The organism is Thermoanaerobaculia bacterium (assembly GCA_035593605.1).
Lineage (GTDB): Bacteria > Acidobacteriota > Thermoanaerobaculia > UBA2201 > DAOSWS01 > DAOSWS01.
In genome coordinates this window covers 1-16,922 of record DAOSWS010000025.1, presented here as the reverse complement: position 1 = coordinate 16,922, position 16,922 = coordinate 1, and the positions used below count along the sequence as shown (strand labels likewise).

Sequence of the window (16,922 nt, the reverse complement as noted above, 5' to 3'; positions counted from 1 at the left end):
TTCCTGGCAACTCAACCCGCAACGGGGTCGGTGCCATCAGGATAAGAGATGGACTAAAACGGCTTTCTGGGCGTGAAGACGGTTTTCGGCTTCGTCAAAGATGGCGGACTGCGGACCGTCAATGACTTCGGCGGAGACTTCTTCTCCTCTATGGCAGGGCAGGCAGTGGAGGAAGATCGCTTTGGGATCGGCCATCGCCATGACATCGCGGTTTACCTGATAAGGCGTGAACACCTTTAAACGGGCTTCCCGCTCGGTATCCTGTCCCATGGACACCCAGGTGTCCGTATAGACGACGTTGGCTCCTCGAACGGCCTGGAGATCGCTGGTTACAGAAATTACGGCTCCGGTTTCCTGGGCAGCCTCCTTCGCGATACGAACGACATGAGGGTCAGGCTGAAAGTTATCCGGGGAAATCACGACCACATTCATGCCGGTTTTGGCTCCGACCATCATGAGAGAATGGGCCACGTTGTTTCCATCACCTACGTAGGCAAGGGTCAGACCCTTGAGAGTTCCGAATCGCTCCTGAATGGTCTGGGCGTCCGCAAGGGCCTGGCAGGGATGATACTGATCGGTTAATCCATTGATCACAGGAATTGTGGCAAAACGGGCCAGTTCCTCAACTGTGGAATGGGCGAAGGTCCGGGCCATGATGGCCTGCACATACCGCGACAGGACTTTCGCCGTATCGGCGATGGTTTCCCCGCGGCCAAGCTGAAGATCGGACGCTGAGAGATAGAGGGGAAATCCTCCGGTCTGCACCATGGCCTGCGTAAACGAAATACGAGTCCGCGTGGAAGGTTTTTCAAAGAGCATGGCCAGGGTTTTCCCCGACAGGGCTCCGCTGTAGCGGCCGGGGTATTGTTTTACGGTGGCGGCAAGCTGGAGGATGTGATTGATTTCATCGGTGGACCAGTCACTGAGACAGATCATGTGTTGAGTCATGGTTGGATCTCCTTAACGATATAGGTGCCGCTTTCGCCCTTCATCGCTTCGGTCAGGGCTTCGGCGGAAGTGATCAGAACTTCCCGCTCCGTGGCTTCGACAAACTGGATGGCGGATTGAATCTTGGGACCCATCGATCCCGGGGGAAACTGGCCTTCTTCGATCATGGTCCGTGCCTTGGCAAGGTTAATCCTGTCCAGTGGGCGTTCCTGCGGCGTTCCAAAGTGATCGTAGACACGGGGTACACCGGTCAGGATAATAAAAAGGTCAGCACAGAGCTCTCTTGCGATGAGTGATGCCGTGTAATCCTTGTCAATCACAGCTTCGGTTCCCTTCCAGGAGCCATCAGGTTCCAGGATCACAGGGATCCCGCCCCCTCCCCCGGCAATGATAACATCCTGGGTTTTGAGACTCTGACGAATGACATCCATGTTCATGACTTCCCGGGGCTTTGGAGAGGGAACCACCTTCCTCCACCCCCTTCCGGAATCTTCTACCATTTGCCAACCCATTTCCTTCATCAGTTGATGAGCCCGGAACATGGTGTAGAAGGGACCGACAGGCTTGGTCGGATGGCGGAAGGCTGGATCGTCCCCACTGACGGCAACCGGTGTCAGGACTGTTGAAACCCTCACGTAGCGTCCGGCCTTCAGGAAGGTATTGTGGATGGCAAGTTCAAGAAGGTATCCCATGGAACCTTCGGTCATGGCATCGCATACATCCAGAGGAGATGGAGGAATCTGATTGGATGCCGCTTCCATCTGGATCAGAATATTTCCCACCTGCGGACCATTTCCATGGACCACGACCAGGTGGTAGCCCTTGGCCAGAAGAGGTTCCAGCAGTCGTGCTGCCTCTTCGGCCCGGGCAAGCTGATCCAGGTGCGTGCCCTTGTCCTCAGGGCGCAGCATGGCATTCCCTCCGAACGCAATAACGGCGATCATCGCGCCATTATATCAAATTCATTTTTTCACATGGTCCCTGTTTTAAGATACTCAGACCTTTTCTATCCTTGATGAATCTGGTATCCTTGGCCGGAAGGGGGAACTATGAATATTGGCATACTGAAAGAACGCCAGAAAGATGAAAACAGGGTGGCATTGACCCCCATGGGGGTTGCAGCGATGGTTCGTGCCGGACACAGTGTCTGTGTCGAAACCGGAGCTGGAAACGGAAGCGGATTTCCCGATGACGCGTACAGGGAAGCCGGAGCGACCATCTGTTATAACTTCAAGGAGACCCTGGGTCGATCTCAACTGGTCCTGAAGATCTCTGCACCGACAGAAGAAGAAGTCGACGCCATGCAGGATGAGCAGATTGTCGCATGTTACTGGATCCTGGTCATGGCAAAACAGGCCGTAATCAAAAAACTTATCGAAAAGCGAATCACCTGTCTGGGTCTTGAAATTATCGAAGATCATTCAGGAAATTTTCCCATTCTCTGGGCCATGAGTGAAATCGGAGGACAGCTGTCAGCCTCGGTCGCCCAGTTTCTTCTCCAGGATTCCGAAGGGGGTCGTGGTGTCCTTCTCGGCGGCGGCCCCGGAATCCCTTCCGCTTCCGTGGTCATCCTCGGAGGCGGCGTGGCGGGGCGTGCTGCCGCTCGAGCCGCCACCGGTCTGGGAGCCCAGGTCATGGTACTGGACACCAATACGGAGACCATGCGATTTCTCTATGACACCTTCAATGGCCGGGTTATCACCGCGGCATCCACCATGTACAACATCAAACGTGCCCTGACCTTTGCCGATGTGGTCATAGGAGCCGCTTCGGTCCATGGAGAGCGTGCTCCCGTCCTGATCACACAGGATATGATCAAGCTGATGAGACCCAAGAGTATCCTCATTGACATGTCGATCGATCACGGGGGCATATCGGAAACTTCTCGTCCAACCACGCTTTCCTCCCCAACCTTCGAGTTCGAAAACATCATTCATTACTGTGTGCCCAACATGTCATCCAACGTTCCGCGTACGGCAACGCACGCCCTGACAGCAGCTCTTCTTCCCTACCTGAAGAAGATGACCCTGATCGGTTTTGAAGAGGCCTTCGTCTCGATGCCCGCAATCAATACAGGGACGTACATTCACCTGGGTACGCCTCTCAAACCCTGGATTAAGGAGTATTTCGACCTCTCGTGAACCATGAAGAATCCAGGCCTCTCTCTTCGCTGATCGTCGGGGCGGGCATCAGTGGTCTGACCCTCGGCTGTCTGCTTCACGAAGCGAATCAGAAGGTTACCGTCCTGGAGCGGTCGGAACGGCCGGGGGGAAGCATCGAAACCCTCAAGGAAGATGGGTACCTTCTTGAGCTTGGACCCAATACCGTCCTCAACAATAACGTCGCTATTGACGAATTGATCCGAAAAGTCGGACTGGAGGAAGAAAAGCTCATCGCAGGGCAGACTTCCAGAAAGCGGTTTATCTTCAGAAACGATCGGCTTGTCCCTCTTCCGGGGGGTCCGATCGGTTTTCTCACGACGCCCGTCTTTTCCTGGAAAGCCAAATTCCGCCTCCTGGCAGAACCCTTCATCGGCCGGGCGGAAAGGGAAGAGACCATTGCCGAATTCGTGACGAGGCGTCTCGGACCCGAGTTTCTCACCTGGGCCGTGGGTCCCTTCGTATCCGGCGTCTACGCCGGAGACGCATCCCGCCTCTCCGTCCGTTGGGCTACGCGAAAAATCTATGCGCTGGAAGAAAAATACGGGGGACTCATCCGGGGCGCCCTGGCCAAACGGAAAGGCCCCCAGCCGGCAGGCGGCCTTCTATCCTTCCGGGAAGGCCTGGGGGCCCTGCCCAATGCCCTGGGGAATTACCTGGGGTCCAATCTCCACCATGGCTGCGCGGTCCAGTCGATCCACACGGACGGAAAAGGGTTCTCCATAATTTCTGACAATGGAAGCACCTATCAGGCAGACCGGGTGATCATCACGGGCGACGCAAAAGATGCTGCCAGAATCCTGGATCCATTGGGGGAAACGGAGCCCCTGTCCTCGATGCCCTACGCAGGTGTCATTGTGGTGGGAATGGGGTTTTCAAGGGATGCGGTGAAACACCCCCTCGATGGATTTGGATTCCTGGTGCCTCCCTTTTACAACAAACCAATTCTGGGCTGCCTCTTCCCCAGCACCCTGTTCCCGGGCAGGGCTCCAGAAGACCGTGTGCTCCTGACCGCGTTTCTGGGAGGCAGCATGCATATGGATGTCCTGGACTGGGAGGACGACCGGGTCATGGCGACCACGATGGATTTCCTTCGCCCCCTGCTGGGCATTACAGGAGATCCGTCCTTTGTCCGAATGAAGCATTGGCCCCGGGCCATTCCACAGTACACGATTGGACACGGGGAAAGGGTCCGGTGGGCGGAGGAAATGCGGAAGACCCACCCCGGCCTTGAATTTGCAGGAAACCTTTTATCAGGCGTATCCGTTGCCGATTGTATCGGAAATGCTTCCGTTCTGATGGACCGGCTGCTTCATTCCTAAGAGATTACAGATAAACTGATGCTTGGACTTGACGGCCAGCTTCTTGTAGGCGTGGGAGAGGTGATCCTTTACCGTCAGGGCTGAGATTCCGATGATGTCGGCAATCTGTTCATTGGTCAGACCCCGGAGAAGATAAAAGGAAATTTCCTGCTCCCGGCGGGTGAACCCCATTTTGTCCAGGTGTTCGCTGAGAGCTTCGTGATCGAAGGGAAGCATTTCCCTGAGAATCACCATTCGGACCGGACCCAGGAGTGCATCATCGATGCTCAGTACGTCGATCACGTACTGCTGGCCGGAGGTGAGATAGAGGTTCTCATTCCGGACCTGATCGTCCAGGGTAGACAGGTAAGTGATGAAAGGAATAAAATTGCGGTTTCCCAGGGGAAGAGCCAGAAGGTCCTCTGTCTGCTCCCCCAGGATCCGGTCTCCCCGGCGATTCACGGCAAGGATCTGACCCCCCGGGCCAAAGACGATCAGGGCAATTTTTTGATTCTCTTCCAGAACCAGGGCAAAAAGGAGCTGTTCCCGCAGGAAGAGCGACTGCAGCGACTTATAAACCAGATGCTTCAAAAGAGTCCGCTCTCTCCGGGATGGGACATTTTTTTCAGGCGTCAGGAGAAGGTCATAATCGATAAGATTTTCCACATCTCCTGTAATTCTGCACTCCGGCTCAGGAATCGTCCAGTTCGGATTATCCTCCAGCTTCTGGACCGTACAGTCCTTCCCGGGGACACGGCTGAAAAGGATGTTGAGCTGGAGAACATGGACCCGGATATAGAGATCGATGCGTCTCAGGGAGAGTGAGGCAAAGAGGGAGCGGGTCAGATCCTGAACCTCGGAGCGGATATTATCGTAGAGTGTCTCGCCCGAGATGAAGGAGAGGTAGGAGTAAGGCATGCCTCATTCAGTATATCACGGGTGAACGGAGCCTCTTTTGCGGGACGGCGGCAGTATTCATCGTGCCATCTTGCATTTCATGACGGGAGTGGTGTATACTCCCCCCCGCGCGGGGACGTAGTTCAGTTCGGTTAGAACGCCAGCCTGTCACGTTGGAGGCCGCGAGTTCGAGTCTCGTCGTCCCCGCCACTCTCACCCCTCCCAACCACCCTCACCCCATGACGCCGAGCCTCGGCGGTGGAACGGTATGCCTCACTGCGGGATTGCCCACCGGAACGAGTCTCCCCACCCACCCGTTGTCCCCGCCACTCTCACCCCTCCCAATCACCCTCCCCCCATGACGCCGAGCCTCGGCGGTGGAACGGTATGCCTCATCGCGGGATTGCCCACCGGAACGAGTCTCCCCACCCACCCGTCGTCCCCGCCAAATTTTTCCCTGTAAAATTTGCCACGCCGTAGTTGTCTTCTAACGAAGGCGGGCCATTCACACCCCAGTCGAAAATTTATGAGCGAACGTGGGACATGACCCGATTGAAGCCCGACGGGACATGTGCTGGCTACGTGTCCCTCAAGGGCTGTTTTCAATCGGGATCGTGTCCCTGAAGTGAGCGGTTTTAGGAGCTGGGATTGATGCTACATCTGTATCCTCTCCCCGTTGGAGGGTGTTTTCAGGAAGGGCTTGTCTCGCCTGCTTGCCTCGACATAGCCCGCAGGGCGACGGCGGGCCTTGCCAGGGCTTCATGAGCGAAGGCTGGTCGTCCACCTGGTTCTAAGGTAGAGAAATGCGCATGATATACTTTTTTACTATATAGGGCATTCACCAGGAAGATTCCATCCCCTTTGATCCACGCCCGCCTGCTTCTTGAGGAGGTGCAGATGAGACGCTGGCTGTTTCTGGCCCTCGTGATACATGTCTTACCACCTGCGGTCACGGCCTACGTGGCGGTCGAACGACCGGCCGGTCTCATTGACGCCGAAGTTGCCTGTGAGACGTGCTTTATCCCTGGCGAGAATATTTCTATGGACAACGCTTCTGCAACCCTTCTGCCCAACCGCAGCGCCTACGAGACCTTCCGGATACAACATGGTGCAGGGTGGAGTATCTTCATAGACGGTAATACAGGGTACCCCTCCTACATCGGTGGTCAGGGTATTCCGGTCATTCCGGGAGAGGGAAACAGCCTGTCGATGGAGGACCTCGGTCTCAGTGACCTCTCCTGTGATGATTCGGTACCGCTGGATATCGTTGAGGGCCGGGTGAAGACCCTGCTCCTCAGTCACAGCGATCTCTTCGGTGTCCACCCCGACGACCTGGTCCTAATGGAAGGATCCGGGTATGCTGGAGAAGGGCACTACCTCTGTTATCTCAACTACCGGATCCATCATCAGGGCATCGAAGTGGACGGGGCTCTTTTTCAGGTCAGGATCAACCACGGCAATCTGGTGGATATGGGTTTTACGGGACACTACAGCCCTCCCGCCATTTCTCCGGCTCCACTGGTCTCCGCCAAAGAAGCTCTCGCCATTCTCGAGGAGCACCTGGGAGGCTTTCTTCCGGGGGATAATGTCGCAGGCCCCGGAAGCCCGCTCTTTGTCCCGGTCTATTTGGGAGAGGATCGGGCGGAAGGAGACCGCGTAGGCTACCGTCTCGTATGGGAGATGGTCTTTTCACGCGAAGGAATGGACGGATCACGGCTCTGCCGGGTGGACGCTCACACGGGAGAGGTAGTGGAATTTCAGGATACTACGTTCTTCGATGTATACCGCAGGATCCGCGCAAATGTATACAGAGAACAGATCGGAGGAGGGGCCACCCTGGTGACCCGCGTCTTTCCCTACATGGTGGAGGACTCGACCCTGACCTCCACGGGGCGAAACGGCCTCTACACGTATCCGGGAGGAACGGTCACCTGTTCCCTGAATGGCAATCACCACGACAACGGCGATGCGCTGGTCTGGATCGATGAACAGTGCACCGTGAAACCTTCTCTTTCCAGTACCAGCGGCTCTCTCGACTGGGGAGGGACGACGGGGCAGGATTGTGACAACACCGGGGCTTCTTACGGGTACGCCACGGAAGAAGCCCTCATGGCGGCCTACCATGTAACGATGGCTAAACTCCTCGCGTACAGTTACCTCCCGACCAACACATGGCTCAACGATCCGCTGCGCATCATGGTCAATATAAGCGGCGGCTACACCTGCAATGCCGCCTTCTCAGACAATACGTACCTGAAGCTGTACGATCGGCAGGGGGATCCAGAATGCAATAACCTGGGCCTCAATGCGGGAATTCTGGTCCACGAAACAGGGCACGGCCTCGACCACTATGACGGCCTGGAAGTCGTAGACAAGGGATCGAGCGAAGTCTATGCCGATACCATGGACCTTCTCTACCTGCACAACTCCTGCCACGCGGAGTATGCCTGGTTCGTGGACTGCGACGGGTATGGCAACACCTGCCTGGACTGTTCGGGTATACGGGAGATGGATTATGCCATGAAAACCCGCGGCATTCCTTCCACACCGAAGAATTTTATCTGCACTGATTGTGTGGAGTCAACATATTTCGATCCATGCGGAAGGGAAGGGCACTGTACCGCTTCGGGCATGGGGGAGACGATGTACGATCTGGCCGTCCGAGATCTTCCCGGCGTATCTGACCTTTCACAGGAAACGGCCTGGATCGATTTTCAGCGTCTTTTCTTCCTTTCGCGTCCTATTTCCGGTGCAATGTATACCTGCCTGCCCCACCTCGTCTGTGCTGGGTGGCTCTCCAATGGGTGCAGCGTGGGTAACTGGTATCGGACCTTCCGCGTCGTGAACGACGACAACGGCAACCTCTGCGACGGAACGCCCCACGGGGCTGCGATTTACGAGGCTTTCAATCGCCATGGAATCGCGTGTCCGCCCTCCATCGGGTGCCCGGACGAAAACATCGACCATACCGACTGCCCGACCCTCGGGGCTCCGACGCTCACGGCGGTAACAGCGGAGCCCTGCCGCCTGGACCTGGCCTGGACGGGGGTCGCCGGAGCCGTCGAGTACAGGGTCTATCGAAACGAGTCGGGGCCTGACGAAGGGTTCATGTTCCTTGCGACGGTAAAGGGTTCGAAGGTCGCCTTCTCTGACACGTCGGTGGCTCCCGGTGTGATCTACTACTACACGGTCCGGGCGGTCTCCGGCAACCCTTCGTGCGCCGGACCGGTGAGCAATGTCCTTTCCTCCACTCCCTACGGGTGCGAGACATGCACCGTGCCCGCTCCACCCACCGGCGTTCAGTGCTCGGCCGGAAGCAGTGCCATCACGGTAACCTGGAACGATGACGGGACCGGCGACGGTTACCGCGTCTACCGGAAAAAGGAGGGTGAACATCTGTGGGTTCTCGTCTCCGGAGACATGACGGTGACCTCCTTTGTCGATTCTTCCGCTGTCTGCGGAAGGAATTATCGCTACAGGGTGGTCAGTTACGAGACCACCAACGGGCCGTGCGAATCGGAAGGATCGGTTGCATCATCCTACTGTACCGTCCTCTGCTGCTCGGCCCCGGGTGCGCCCTCCCTCATTTCCGCAACGGGCGATTGCGAAGGGGTCGATCTTGCCTGGACGGCGGGGAGTGGCACCACCAATAGTTTTATGGTATGGCGCAGGGAGGGAGATTGTTCCAGCACCAGCACCTGGCAGGTCCTGGTCAGCCCCATCTCCGGCACCACCTTTCGGGATGAAACAGCCTCCTACAACACGACGTATGCGTACGTCGTCATGGGGGCATGCGACACGGACGGCACGGTCCGGTCTCCGGCGAGCAATTGTTTGAGTGCCTCCTCCCTTCGACCGGACCCCCCGGCCAATTTCTCGGTCAATACTTCCTGCGGACAGGTTGACATGTCCTGGGATCCAGTGGCGGGCGCATCCGGGTACAAGATGTATCGCTCCAACGTCAACTGCCCGGAGGGCGGAACTCTGCTCGTATCAACAACGGGAACAAGCTTCACCGACACGACAGGTCAAACGGGCCTGTATTATGATTATTACGTGCGATCGGAGGACGCCTGCGGCCTGTCCGTTCCATCGGATTGCATAAACGTCAAATTCGTTGATACGTCTGCGGCACCCGGTGCTCCCCAGTTCAGCAATGTGACCTGCCAGTCACTGCTTATTTCCTGGGACTATGTCGATGGTGCCATGTCCTACCGGGTCTTTCGTAAAGAGGGCGGCTGCGAGACCGGCGTGCAGGTAGGGTACGAGGGCGACAACACCTACCTCGATACCGACGTGGATCCCGATACCCAGTACAGTTATTATGTTGTCGCCACGAATCCAACCTGCGGGAATTCGGAAGACGGGGAATGCGCCTCGGTCACGACGGCAGGGCTCCCCTCCGCCCCTCAGAACCTCGCAGCCTCTTCGGAATGCACCGGCGTCGAGCTCGTATGGGACCCGGTGCCGGACGCGGACAGCTATACCGTGCTCCGTTCATCAAACAGCAGCTGTAACTACCCCGCACCTGTGGGTACGGCAACAGGCCCGGCTTACACGGACACGCCCCCCAATCCAAACACATCCTACTACTACACGGTTCGGGCGGAGAATGGCTGTGGACAATCGCCCCTGCCCTCCTGTGTGGAGGCCATGATGCTCCAGATTCCTGACGCTCCCGCGACGATCACTGCGGTAGGTGAGTGCGGAGGGATTCAGGTGGCGTGGGATTCCGTTCCGGGGGCCAGTTCCTACGAGGTCGTTCGGACCACGAACAAGACTTGCACGGACATTGCCGTTCTGGGCACCGTCTCCACCACAGCTTATTTCGACGGCGAGGCCACCCCGGGGACTCTCTACGGGTACAAGGTCCGGTCCAGGAACAGTTGCGGTCGTTCAGCATACACAGCATGCGTCAAGGACTCCGCCCTCACGCCGGCGGAGCCGACCATCACCGGGGCATCCACCAATATCTGCCCCGATACGACGGTACAGCTCAGAACGCAGACGGGAATGTCCAACTACCAGTGGTATCGGAACAACCGATCCATCTTCGGTGCCACGTCCTCCGTCCATTACGCCTCACTGAGCGGCTCCTACACCGTTTCCTACTCCAACGCTGAGGGCTGTCAGGGGCTCTCCGGCTATCATAGTGTCACCATCGTCGAATGCGGGCCGCCGGACGTTGTTTACCACTCTTTCACCGGTCTATCGGAAGTGGACGGGGATGGTGATTCACAGGCGGAAGCCGGGGAGAAGTGGCAGATCACGGTCTCCCTTCTGAACCAGGGAGAAAGCTCCGCCACAAGCACGGAAGCTGTCTTCGGGGGTGTGGGTCTCCACGTCTGCAACAACCCCGGTTCTTACGGGACGATTGCGGCCGGTATGACGGCGGACTACACATTTCAGTTCATCGTCAATCCTGCCTATTACTATGGCGTCCATCCCTGCGGGGCGTCCACCGCGGTGGACCTGACGGATCTCACCTCCAACGGCGGCGCTTACTCCTACAGTGACAATCTGTCTTTTACGACATTGTCCATCGGCGATGCTGGATCAGGGAGCGGGTGCGATACCCACAACGCCCTCTGCGGTTCGCTGGTCCCGGAGGTGTCCGGTGACGCGTCCCATCACCTGAAGGCTCTTAAAAACGGACAAAACGTTGATATTTTCTTTGAGGACCTGGCCCTATCAAGCTATCATATCTACGTCTCCGCCTTTCCTCAGACAGACTCCTTTCAGGTGGACGACTACTCCTACGGCCAGCCCCGATGCAGTATCACGGGGTGGGTTCCCTCACAGAACGGCATGCTGCTCCTGGAGGATTTCGACCTGGAGGGTGATATTTACGGAGACACGTCCAAACTGTTCTTCCTCATGAGTGCTGATGCCGGGATTATGACGGAAGGAAGCCTCGGATTTGCCTCCTCCGGCACGGAGAGGGACGCCAACGATACCTGCAAACGTTAAAGAACCTTCGAACGGGGAGAGTGTATAAAATTATCAGTTACTATTAATTTTAGTCGTTTAATAACTCTGCTAAACCTCAATCAAATATAGATAAATAGCTGACTTTCCTTCACCCCTGGCCCCCCGTCTTCCTCCAGGGATGGAATCGGAATCGTGTCCCTACCTTGGCTCTCGAAATTCCTCGCCTCGCACTCCATGGTTTGCTTTCCTGAGCTGGCCGTGAAAAACGAATCGAATCTGTTCCCACAGGGTAAAGTGAAATGGCTGACCCCGGGTTCTTGACTTAATGTCAGCGAGCCGTTACGCTCATGCAGAAGAATATTCTTCTGCAGATGACCCAGCCGCCAGGGCGGACAGGCCCCCGTGCGCGGCTCTCTTTTTAAAAAGGAAACCACACGTTTGATGATAGATCTCGATGCGACGATTACCTTCATTGCCGTGACCCTCTATACTCCCGGTCCGAACAATATTCTGTGTGCGTCGTTAGGGGCTCTCTACGGCTATCGACGTACCGTACCTTTCATCATGGGAGCGGTCGCGGGGTTCTGGCTGGTCATGGCTCTCTGCGCTTTTCTCGCCGGGGGATTAAACAGGTTGGTGCCGGGTGCCGTTCCAGTTTTGAAATATGTCGGTGCGGGCTATATTCTGTGGCTGGCGTGGGGAGTCTACCAGAGCAGCGGCAGACTCCTGGAGAAGAGTGAGGAGGCCAGGCCTCTCGGTTTCCTCAACGGCTTTGCGCTACAGTTTGTCAACCCGAAGGTCGCCTTCTTCGGCCTCACCCTCTTTTCTCTCTTTCTCTCTGAATGGTCCACCTCTTTCCTCACGCTCCTCTGGGTGCCGATTCTCCTTGCCCTTGTAGGATTTTCCGCAAATGCAATCTGGGCCTTTGGTGGTCAGGCGATCATGAAGCGGCTTGGAACCCCGGGCAGAGCGCGTGCCCTGGGTGTGGTGCTCTCTTCCGCGCTCGTCTATATAGCCCTGGACCTGGCTGATCTCCTTCCCTGGTAAGGAGGCGGTCATCGGGAAAGAGGACGGCAGGTTTTCGCCGGGGATATGACCTGGAGGACGTGGGAAAGACCCTGATGAACCCGGCGGGACATGGACGGACCACTCGTGAACCGGGATGGCGTCACTGAAGAGCCCTCTTTTGTGTAAGACACAAAAATTCGCGCCTGTGGGTCCCAATTATCACTACGACAGTATATTTTTTCATGGAACTCACTTTTTTTGTAAGGTAGACTGCCAGAATATTCTACAGAATGAAGCGACCATGTCCAGAAAGGTAATTGTGATTGCGTACCTTTTTCTTTTTGGAACTTTGCTTCTCACAGGTTGTACGACCCCAGAAAAAAACCATCGAACGTGTGGATGTGATGCTGCAGGGGATCGCGGCCGACACCGTCGGGGATGAACTGAAATACGCCATGGCCCTGTGGTACCAAAGCAAATACACACTCTCCGATATTCAGATGATCGGTATCGTCTCCAACCGATTCTATGCCTTGAGAGAGGAAAAAGATCTTCTTCGGAGCATTGACTCCTACGAAATCATGGGTGCGGAAAAGATTCCCGGAAATGAAACCCTTCCAATGAAACGCTCCATCTTCTGGGGGATCTGCTTTCTAATGTTCATGGTCTCTTCTCTGGCCTTTGTGGTATGGCTCCGGGTTCCTGATGGTCGAGATGTTCCCAACGATGCCTATATTGATGAGGAAAACCATTTTGCCTTTTCCGTTCCGGAGGGACGGGCTGTTTTCACGAATGACAATTATAAGGAACTATCGAATGAAAATCCCCAGACGTCGATCATCAGCATGGAGATGAGCTTCAAAAAGCTGGATATTGCCGTCATCGCCCATGACGTGAACAACTGGAGTGACTTCCCCCCGGTGGTCAATATCGCGGTTTCCAGAAAATTGCCCTTCAAAGTCGATGGAGAAAACATCAAGTGGTTCAAGGCGGAACTGGAGGAGCAGCTTAGTCAAATTTTTAAAGGCTACAAGATCCACTCCATCTGACTGGCTTCGGTGGATGACATCGACGCCTTTCAGGTAGAGAGTCAATCGATCGTGGACACCTGGCAGGATTCCCTCGGGGACAACGGAATGGATGAATACAACCGCACACTGCATCTTGTTTACAACGAGAGCGATAAAATCACCCAGAAAGAGAAGATCGCGCAGTTCATCCAGACCTGCGTGCCCGGCCGGGACGTTGCGTATATTGTCACGAGCGTCATGCACGATGACGCCCTCGTGCAGTAAGGACCTGTGGTTACACAGATTATGGATTCTCTCCGCCTTCTGAAGCGGGAGTACCGCTTCGAAAAGAGAACCCAGATCGGCCTGACCGCAGGCGCCTTGATTCTGGCCCTTCTGATGCTCTTCCCGTCCAATCGTACGTTCCGGCTCCACTGAGAATTCAGCTATGTGTATAATAATTCCATGAAGTGCATTTGCCTTCCTTTCCCCGTTTTGACCTGGATCCTTGTGATTGGAATGTCCCTTTCCGCCTTTGCCCAGCACACGTCGGTAGGATCGATTTATTTTGACGGTGTTTACCGGGATTACATCCTCTACGTTCCGGAATCCTATACAGGAGAGGAAGCCGTTCCGCTGCTCCTCAATTTCCACGGATACGGTAGTAACGCCTACACCCAGATGTATTATGGAGATTTCCGACCCATAGCCGACCGGGAGGGTTTCATCCTGGTTCATCCGGATGGGACAAAGGACGATGTGGGCTACCAGCACTGGAATGTCGGGGGATGGACGGTGGGCAGCACCGTGGATGATGTGGGATTCATGGAGGCTCTGATCCAATTCCTCATGTCTGAATACACGATCGATTCTTCCAGGATCTACGCGACGGGCATGTCGAACGGCGGATACATGAGCTACCTCCTTGCCTGTCAGCTTTCCGAAAGGATCGCAGCCATCGCATCGGTGACCGGTTCAATGACCCCCGAAACCTATCTTGGATGCAACCCGGTCCATCCTGTGCCGGTTCTGCAGATTCACGGAACCGCTGACCCCGTCGTTCCCTATAATGGAAATACATGGTCCCTTCCTGTCGAAGATGTCATGGAATTCTGGGTACAGGAAAACAGCTGCTCACCCTCGGCCGTGGTCATTCCTCTTGACGATGTTGACTTCACGGATGGGAGTACTGTGGAACTGATCACCTACGGGGACTGTGAAAGCGGCACAGCCGTCAAGTTCTACAGGGTAATCGGCGGTGCCCACACCTGGCCCGGAACAAACTATCCCAGCCCCGGTACAAACAACGACATCGACGCATCGGAAGAGATCTGGGAGTTCTTTTCCCGGTACGACATCCAGGGAAAACGGGAGAGCCGAAGGCATGTCAGACCCTTTTGATTCTCCGAAGAATCCCGACGGAATCTAAAATCCTGACGAATGAAGCATTGGAGGTTAACATTCTATGGATTCGCCAGTGAATAACCCGATCAAGGTTCAGAGTGTTCAGGAGGAGTACAACATCATTCATGCCTCAACCTGTCCGTGCGGGGGACAATATCAAACCAGAAGCCAGGAGTTGATCCATGATGCAACATCCGGTCAACCCTATGACTATCTCCGCGCGGAGTGCCGGCAGTGCGGAAAGGATCGTGTATTCATCTTTGATATCAGTTCCTTTTTTGGGAAACCTGCGCACGAAGATAACCTGCACCTTGATAGGGACATCCGTCCTGGCGCACAAAAAAAACATGGATGGAGAGACCGGATTTCGGACCTCTTCATAATGCTGGCAGTTATTACCGGGATCTGCGCTTTTATGATGCTCCTTGTCGATGGGTTCGCCGTCTTCCTGTTCTTTATCCTGATCACCACCCTGTGGACTGTGTTGTATTTCCTGATCCGCCCGGCATCCAGGACCCAGATGGTCCTGCCTCCTCAACCCACACCATCGGATGATTACTCCCCGGGGAGAATGGCATCGGTTCTTGAATACCTGGGACTTCCGCTTGATTCCAATTCAGGAGGATCAGAAGACGCCCTGAAGGGCGGGATGATCAAATCATCGATCTACATGGTCTGCGAAACGTTACACAGGAGAGAATTCGATGAATCGAAAAAGCTCCTCGACAATCTCTTTGAATCCGTGGATTCATCGGATGAAGTGAATCGAAGAGTCTGTGCCGTCATACTCTACCTGAAGGGACTGGCATGTGAGGGAGGTAAGGATCCGGACCAGGCAAGGGAAATGTACAAAAAATCTCTTGAATTTGACCCGGAGTACTCCAGGGCCATGGAGCAGCAGGAGTACCTTTCCCGGCAGGAGTGAACGGTAACAATTTTCCAAGGTTTGCTTTCAAGGTTTGACCCGACCGGTTCCTTCCGGTACGATACACCCATGCAGAGCGATATCGTCACGCTGGTTCTCGGGGGCGGCGCAGGTTCCCGCCTCTTCCCTCTTACAAATTTTCGCGCCAAACCGGCGGTTCCCATCGGGGGCGCCTATCGCCTGATCGACATTCCTCTGTCCAACGCCATCAATTCCGACTTCCGGCGAATCTTTGTCATCACCCAGTTCAATTCGGAATCATTGAACCGACATGTCGCCCAGACGTACCAGTTCGACCACTTCAGCAGCGGGTACGTGGACATTCTTGCGGCATCCCTGAGCCAGGTGAGTGACTGGTACAAGGGAACGGCAGATGCCGTACGCCAGAACCTGCACCATCTGGAACACCTGCGCTTCAACCATGTCCTGATTTTATCGGGGGATCATCTCTACCGGATGGACTACCGCGACTTCTTTATTACCCATCTCACTACCGATGCCGACGTCACCATCGCGGGGAAGATGATGCCCCGGGAACGATCATCCGCCTTTGGGGTTATCGGGTCCAAAGACGGCACAATCAACCGTTTTTATGAAAAACCCGATCCGGACGCCATTGCCCACCTTGGAGATTCCATTCCCATGAGCATGGGGATCTATATTTTCAAGCGCAAAATACTGGAAGAAGTTCTGGCCAATAATGAAGCCATGGATTTTGGTCAGCACATCCTTCCTTCCATGGTTCAGAGCCACAAACTTGTTCTTCACCCCTTCGATGATTTCTGGGAAGATGTTGGAACGATCCGTTCCTACTATGATGTCAACCTTATGCTCACTTCGGCCCAGAATTCCTTCCGTATGCTGGATCCGGACTGGCCCTTTTTCAGCCGTCCACGGTTCCTCCCCGTATCCAATATCCGGGACAGCGTCCTGAACCGGGTCCTTGTCGGGGAAGGAGGAATGGTGGACGGCAGCAAAATCGAAGATACGAGTATTGGACTTCGTTCGGTCATCCAGGCAGGCTGTACCATTTCTAAAACCCTGATCCTGGGAAACGACTACTATGAAAGCGAAGTGGATTCCGAGCCCGGCATCCCGACACTGGGTATCGGAAAAGGTTGCGTCATCCATGGAGCTATTATTGACAAGAATGCACGTGTAGGGGAAGGTTCCATCCTCGTGAATCGACGGGGAGTGAAGGAGGAGGATGGAGATTTTTACCATATTAGAGACGGTATCGTCATCATTCCCAAAAGTGTTGTAATCCCTCCCGGTTCAGAAATTTAATTTATCGCATTTCTACAAAAGAAAAACCGACCCCGTTAGGGGTCGGCATAGT

13 protein-coding genes and 1 tRNA gene are annotated in these 16,922 nt (G+C 55.2%); 11 read left to right on the top strand and 3 right to left on the bottom strand.

Features of this window, described 5'->3' with window-relative positions; all coding sequences use genetic code 11:
• Positions 1-36: 36 nt before the first annotated feature.
• Both argF and arcC read right to left on the bottom strand, forming a co-directional pair.
• A complete protein-coding gene (argF, locus tag PLD04_12005; GenBank protein HXK69057.1) occupies positions 37-948 on the bottom strand; it encodes an ornithine carbamoyltransferase in 912 nt (303 codons plus the stop codon).
• Positions 945-1,892: a carbamate kinase gene (gene arcC / locus PLD04_12000; protein ID HXK69056.1), complete on the bottom strand. Its 948-nt coding sequence runs from the start codon at positions 1,890-1,892 to the stop codon at positions 945-947. Before arcC ends, argF begins: the two co-directional genes overlap by 4 nt.
• Positions 1,893-1,997: 105 nt before the next feature.
• Between arcC and PLD04_11995 the strand changes: the two genes are divergently transcribed.
• Entirely contained in the window at positions 1,998-3,089 is a 1,092-nt protein-coding gene (locus PLD04_11995; GenBank protein HXK69055.1) for an NAD(P)-dependent oxidoreductase, read from the top strand.
• On the top strand, positions 3,086-4,429 hold the full coding sequence (gene hemG, locus PLD04_11990) for a protoporphyrinogen oxidase (protein ID HXK69054.1): 1,344 nt from the start codon (positions 3,086-3,088) through the stop codon (positions 4,427-4,429). Before PLD04_11995 ends, hemG begins: the two co-directional genes overlap by 4 nt.
• Here the strand turns inward: hemG and PLD04_11985 are convergent.
• Positions 4,361-5,326, bottom strand: a complete 966-nt coding sequence (locus PLD04_11985) for a LuxR C-terminal-related transcriptional regulator (protein HXK69053.1) — start codon at positions 5,324-5,326, stop codon at positions 4,361-4,363. The two genes, hemG and PLD04_11985, sit on opposite strands and share 69 nt — an antisense overlap.
• Before the next feature lie 111 nt (positions 5,327-5,437).
• Here PLD04_11985 and PLD04_11980 point away from each other — a divergent pair.
• From PLD04_11980 to PLD04_11940, 9 genes are all read left to right on the top strand, one after another.
• A tRNA-Asp gene (locus PLD04_11980) sits at positions 5,438-5,515 on the top strand.
• Positions 5,516-6,202: 687 nt separating this feature from the next.
• The gene (locus tag PLD04_11975) at positions 6,203-11,275 is read left to right on the top strand and encodes a hypothetical protein (GenBank protein ID HXK69052.1); all 5,073 of its coding nucleotides are present in this window, start codon (positions 6,203-6,205) and stop codon (positions 11,273-11,275) included.
• A gap of 402 nt (positions 11,276-11,677) precedes the next feature.
• Positions 11,678-12,283 carry a LysE family transporter gene (locus tag PLD04_11970; GenBank protein HXK69051.1) on the top strand — a complete coding sequence of 202 codons (606 nt, stop codon included), beginning with the start codon at positions 11,678-11,680 and terminating at the stop codon, positions 12,281-12,283.
• Positions 12,284-12,585: 302 nt separating this feature from the next.
• Positions 12,586-13,293: a hypothetical protein gene (locus tag PLD04_11965; GenBank protein HXK69050.1), complete on the top strand. Its 708-nt coding sequence runs from the start codon at positions 12,586-12,588 to the stop codon at positions 13,291-13,293.
• A 9-nt stretch (positions 13,294-13,302) separates the two neighbouring features.
• Entirely contained in the window at positions 13,303-13,539 is a 237-nt protein-coding gene (locus tag PLD04_11960; protein ID HXK69049.1) for a hypothetical protein, read from the top strand.
• Positions 13,540-13,545: 6 nt separating this feature from the next.
• Entirely contained in the window at positions 13,546-13,692 is a 147-nt protein-coding gene (locus PLD04_11955; GenBank protein HXK69048.1) for a hypothetical protein, read from the top strand.
• Positions 13,693-13,719: 27 nt separating this feature from the next.
• Positions 13,720-14,655 (top strand): PHB depolymerase family esterase, encoded by a 936-nt coding sequence (locus PLD04_11950; GenBank protein HXK69047.1) that lies wholly within the window; start codon positions 13,720-13,722, stop codon positions 14,653-14,655.
• 64 nt (positions 14,656-14,719) lie between these two features.
• Entirely contained in the window at positions 14,720-15,583 is an 864-nt protein-coding gene (locus PLD04_11945) for a tetratricopeptide repeat protein (protein ID HXK69046.1), read from the top strand.
• Between the two features lie 69 nt (positions 15,584-15,652).
• Positions 15,653-16,870, top strand: coding sequence for a sugar phosphate nucleotidyltransferase (locus PLD04_11940; GenBank protein HXK69045.1), 1,218 nt, complete (start codon positions 15,653-15,655; stop codon positions 16,868-16,870).
• Positions 16,871-16,922: the final 52 nt, after the last annotated feature.

Bases quoted from the DNA above. Each gene is read 5' to 3' on its own strand.
- argF (HXK69057.1), bottom strand. From the start codon at position 948: ATGACTCAACACATGATCTGTCTCAGTGACTGGTCCACCGATGAAATC.
- arcC (HXK69056.1), bottom strand. From the start codon at position 1,892: ATGATCGCCGTTATTGCGTTCGGAGGGAATGCCATGCTGCGCCCTGAG.
- PLD04_11995 (HXK69055.1), top strand. From the start codon at position 1,998: ATGAATATTGGCATACTGAAAGAACGCCAGAAAGATGAAAACAGGGTG.
- PLD04_11985 (HXK69053.1), bottom strand. From the start codon at position 5,326: ATGCCTTACTCCTACCTCTCCTTCATCTCGGGCGAGACACTCTACGAT.
- PLD04_11975 (HXK69052.1), top strand. From the start codon at position 6,203: ATGAGACGCTGGCTGTTTCTGGCCCTCGTGATACATGTCTTACCACCT.
- PLD04_11970 (HXK69051.1), top strand. From the start codon at position 11,678: ATGATAGATCTCGATGCGACGATTACCTTCATTGCCGTGACCCTCTAT.
- PLD04_11950 (HXK69047.1), top strand. From the start codon at position 13,720: ATGAAGTGCATTTGCCTTCCTTTCCCCGTTTTGACCTGGATCCTTGTG.
- PLD04_11945 (HXK69046.1), top strand. From the start codon at position 14,720: ATGGATTCGCCAGTGAATAACCCGATCAAGGTTCAGAGTGTTCAGGAG.
- PLD04_11940 (HXK69045.1), top strand. From the start codon at position 15,653: ATGCAGAGCGATATCGTCACGCTGGTTCTCGGGGGCGGCGCAGGTTCC.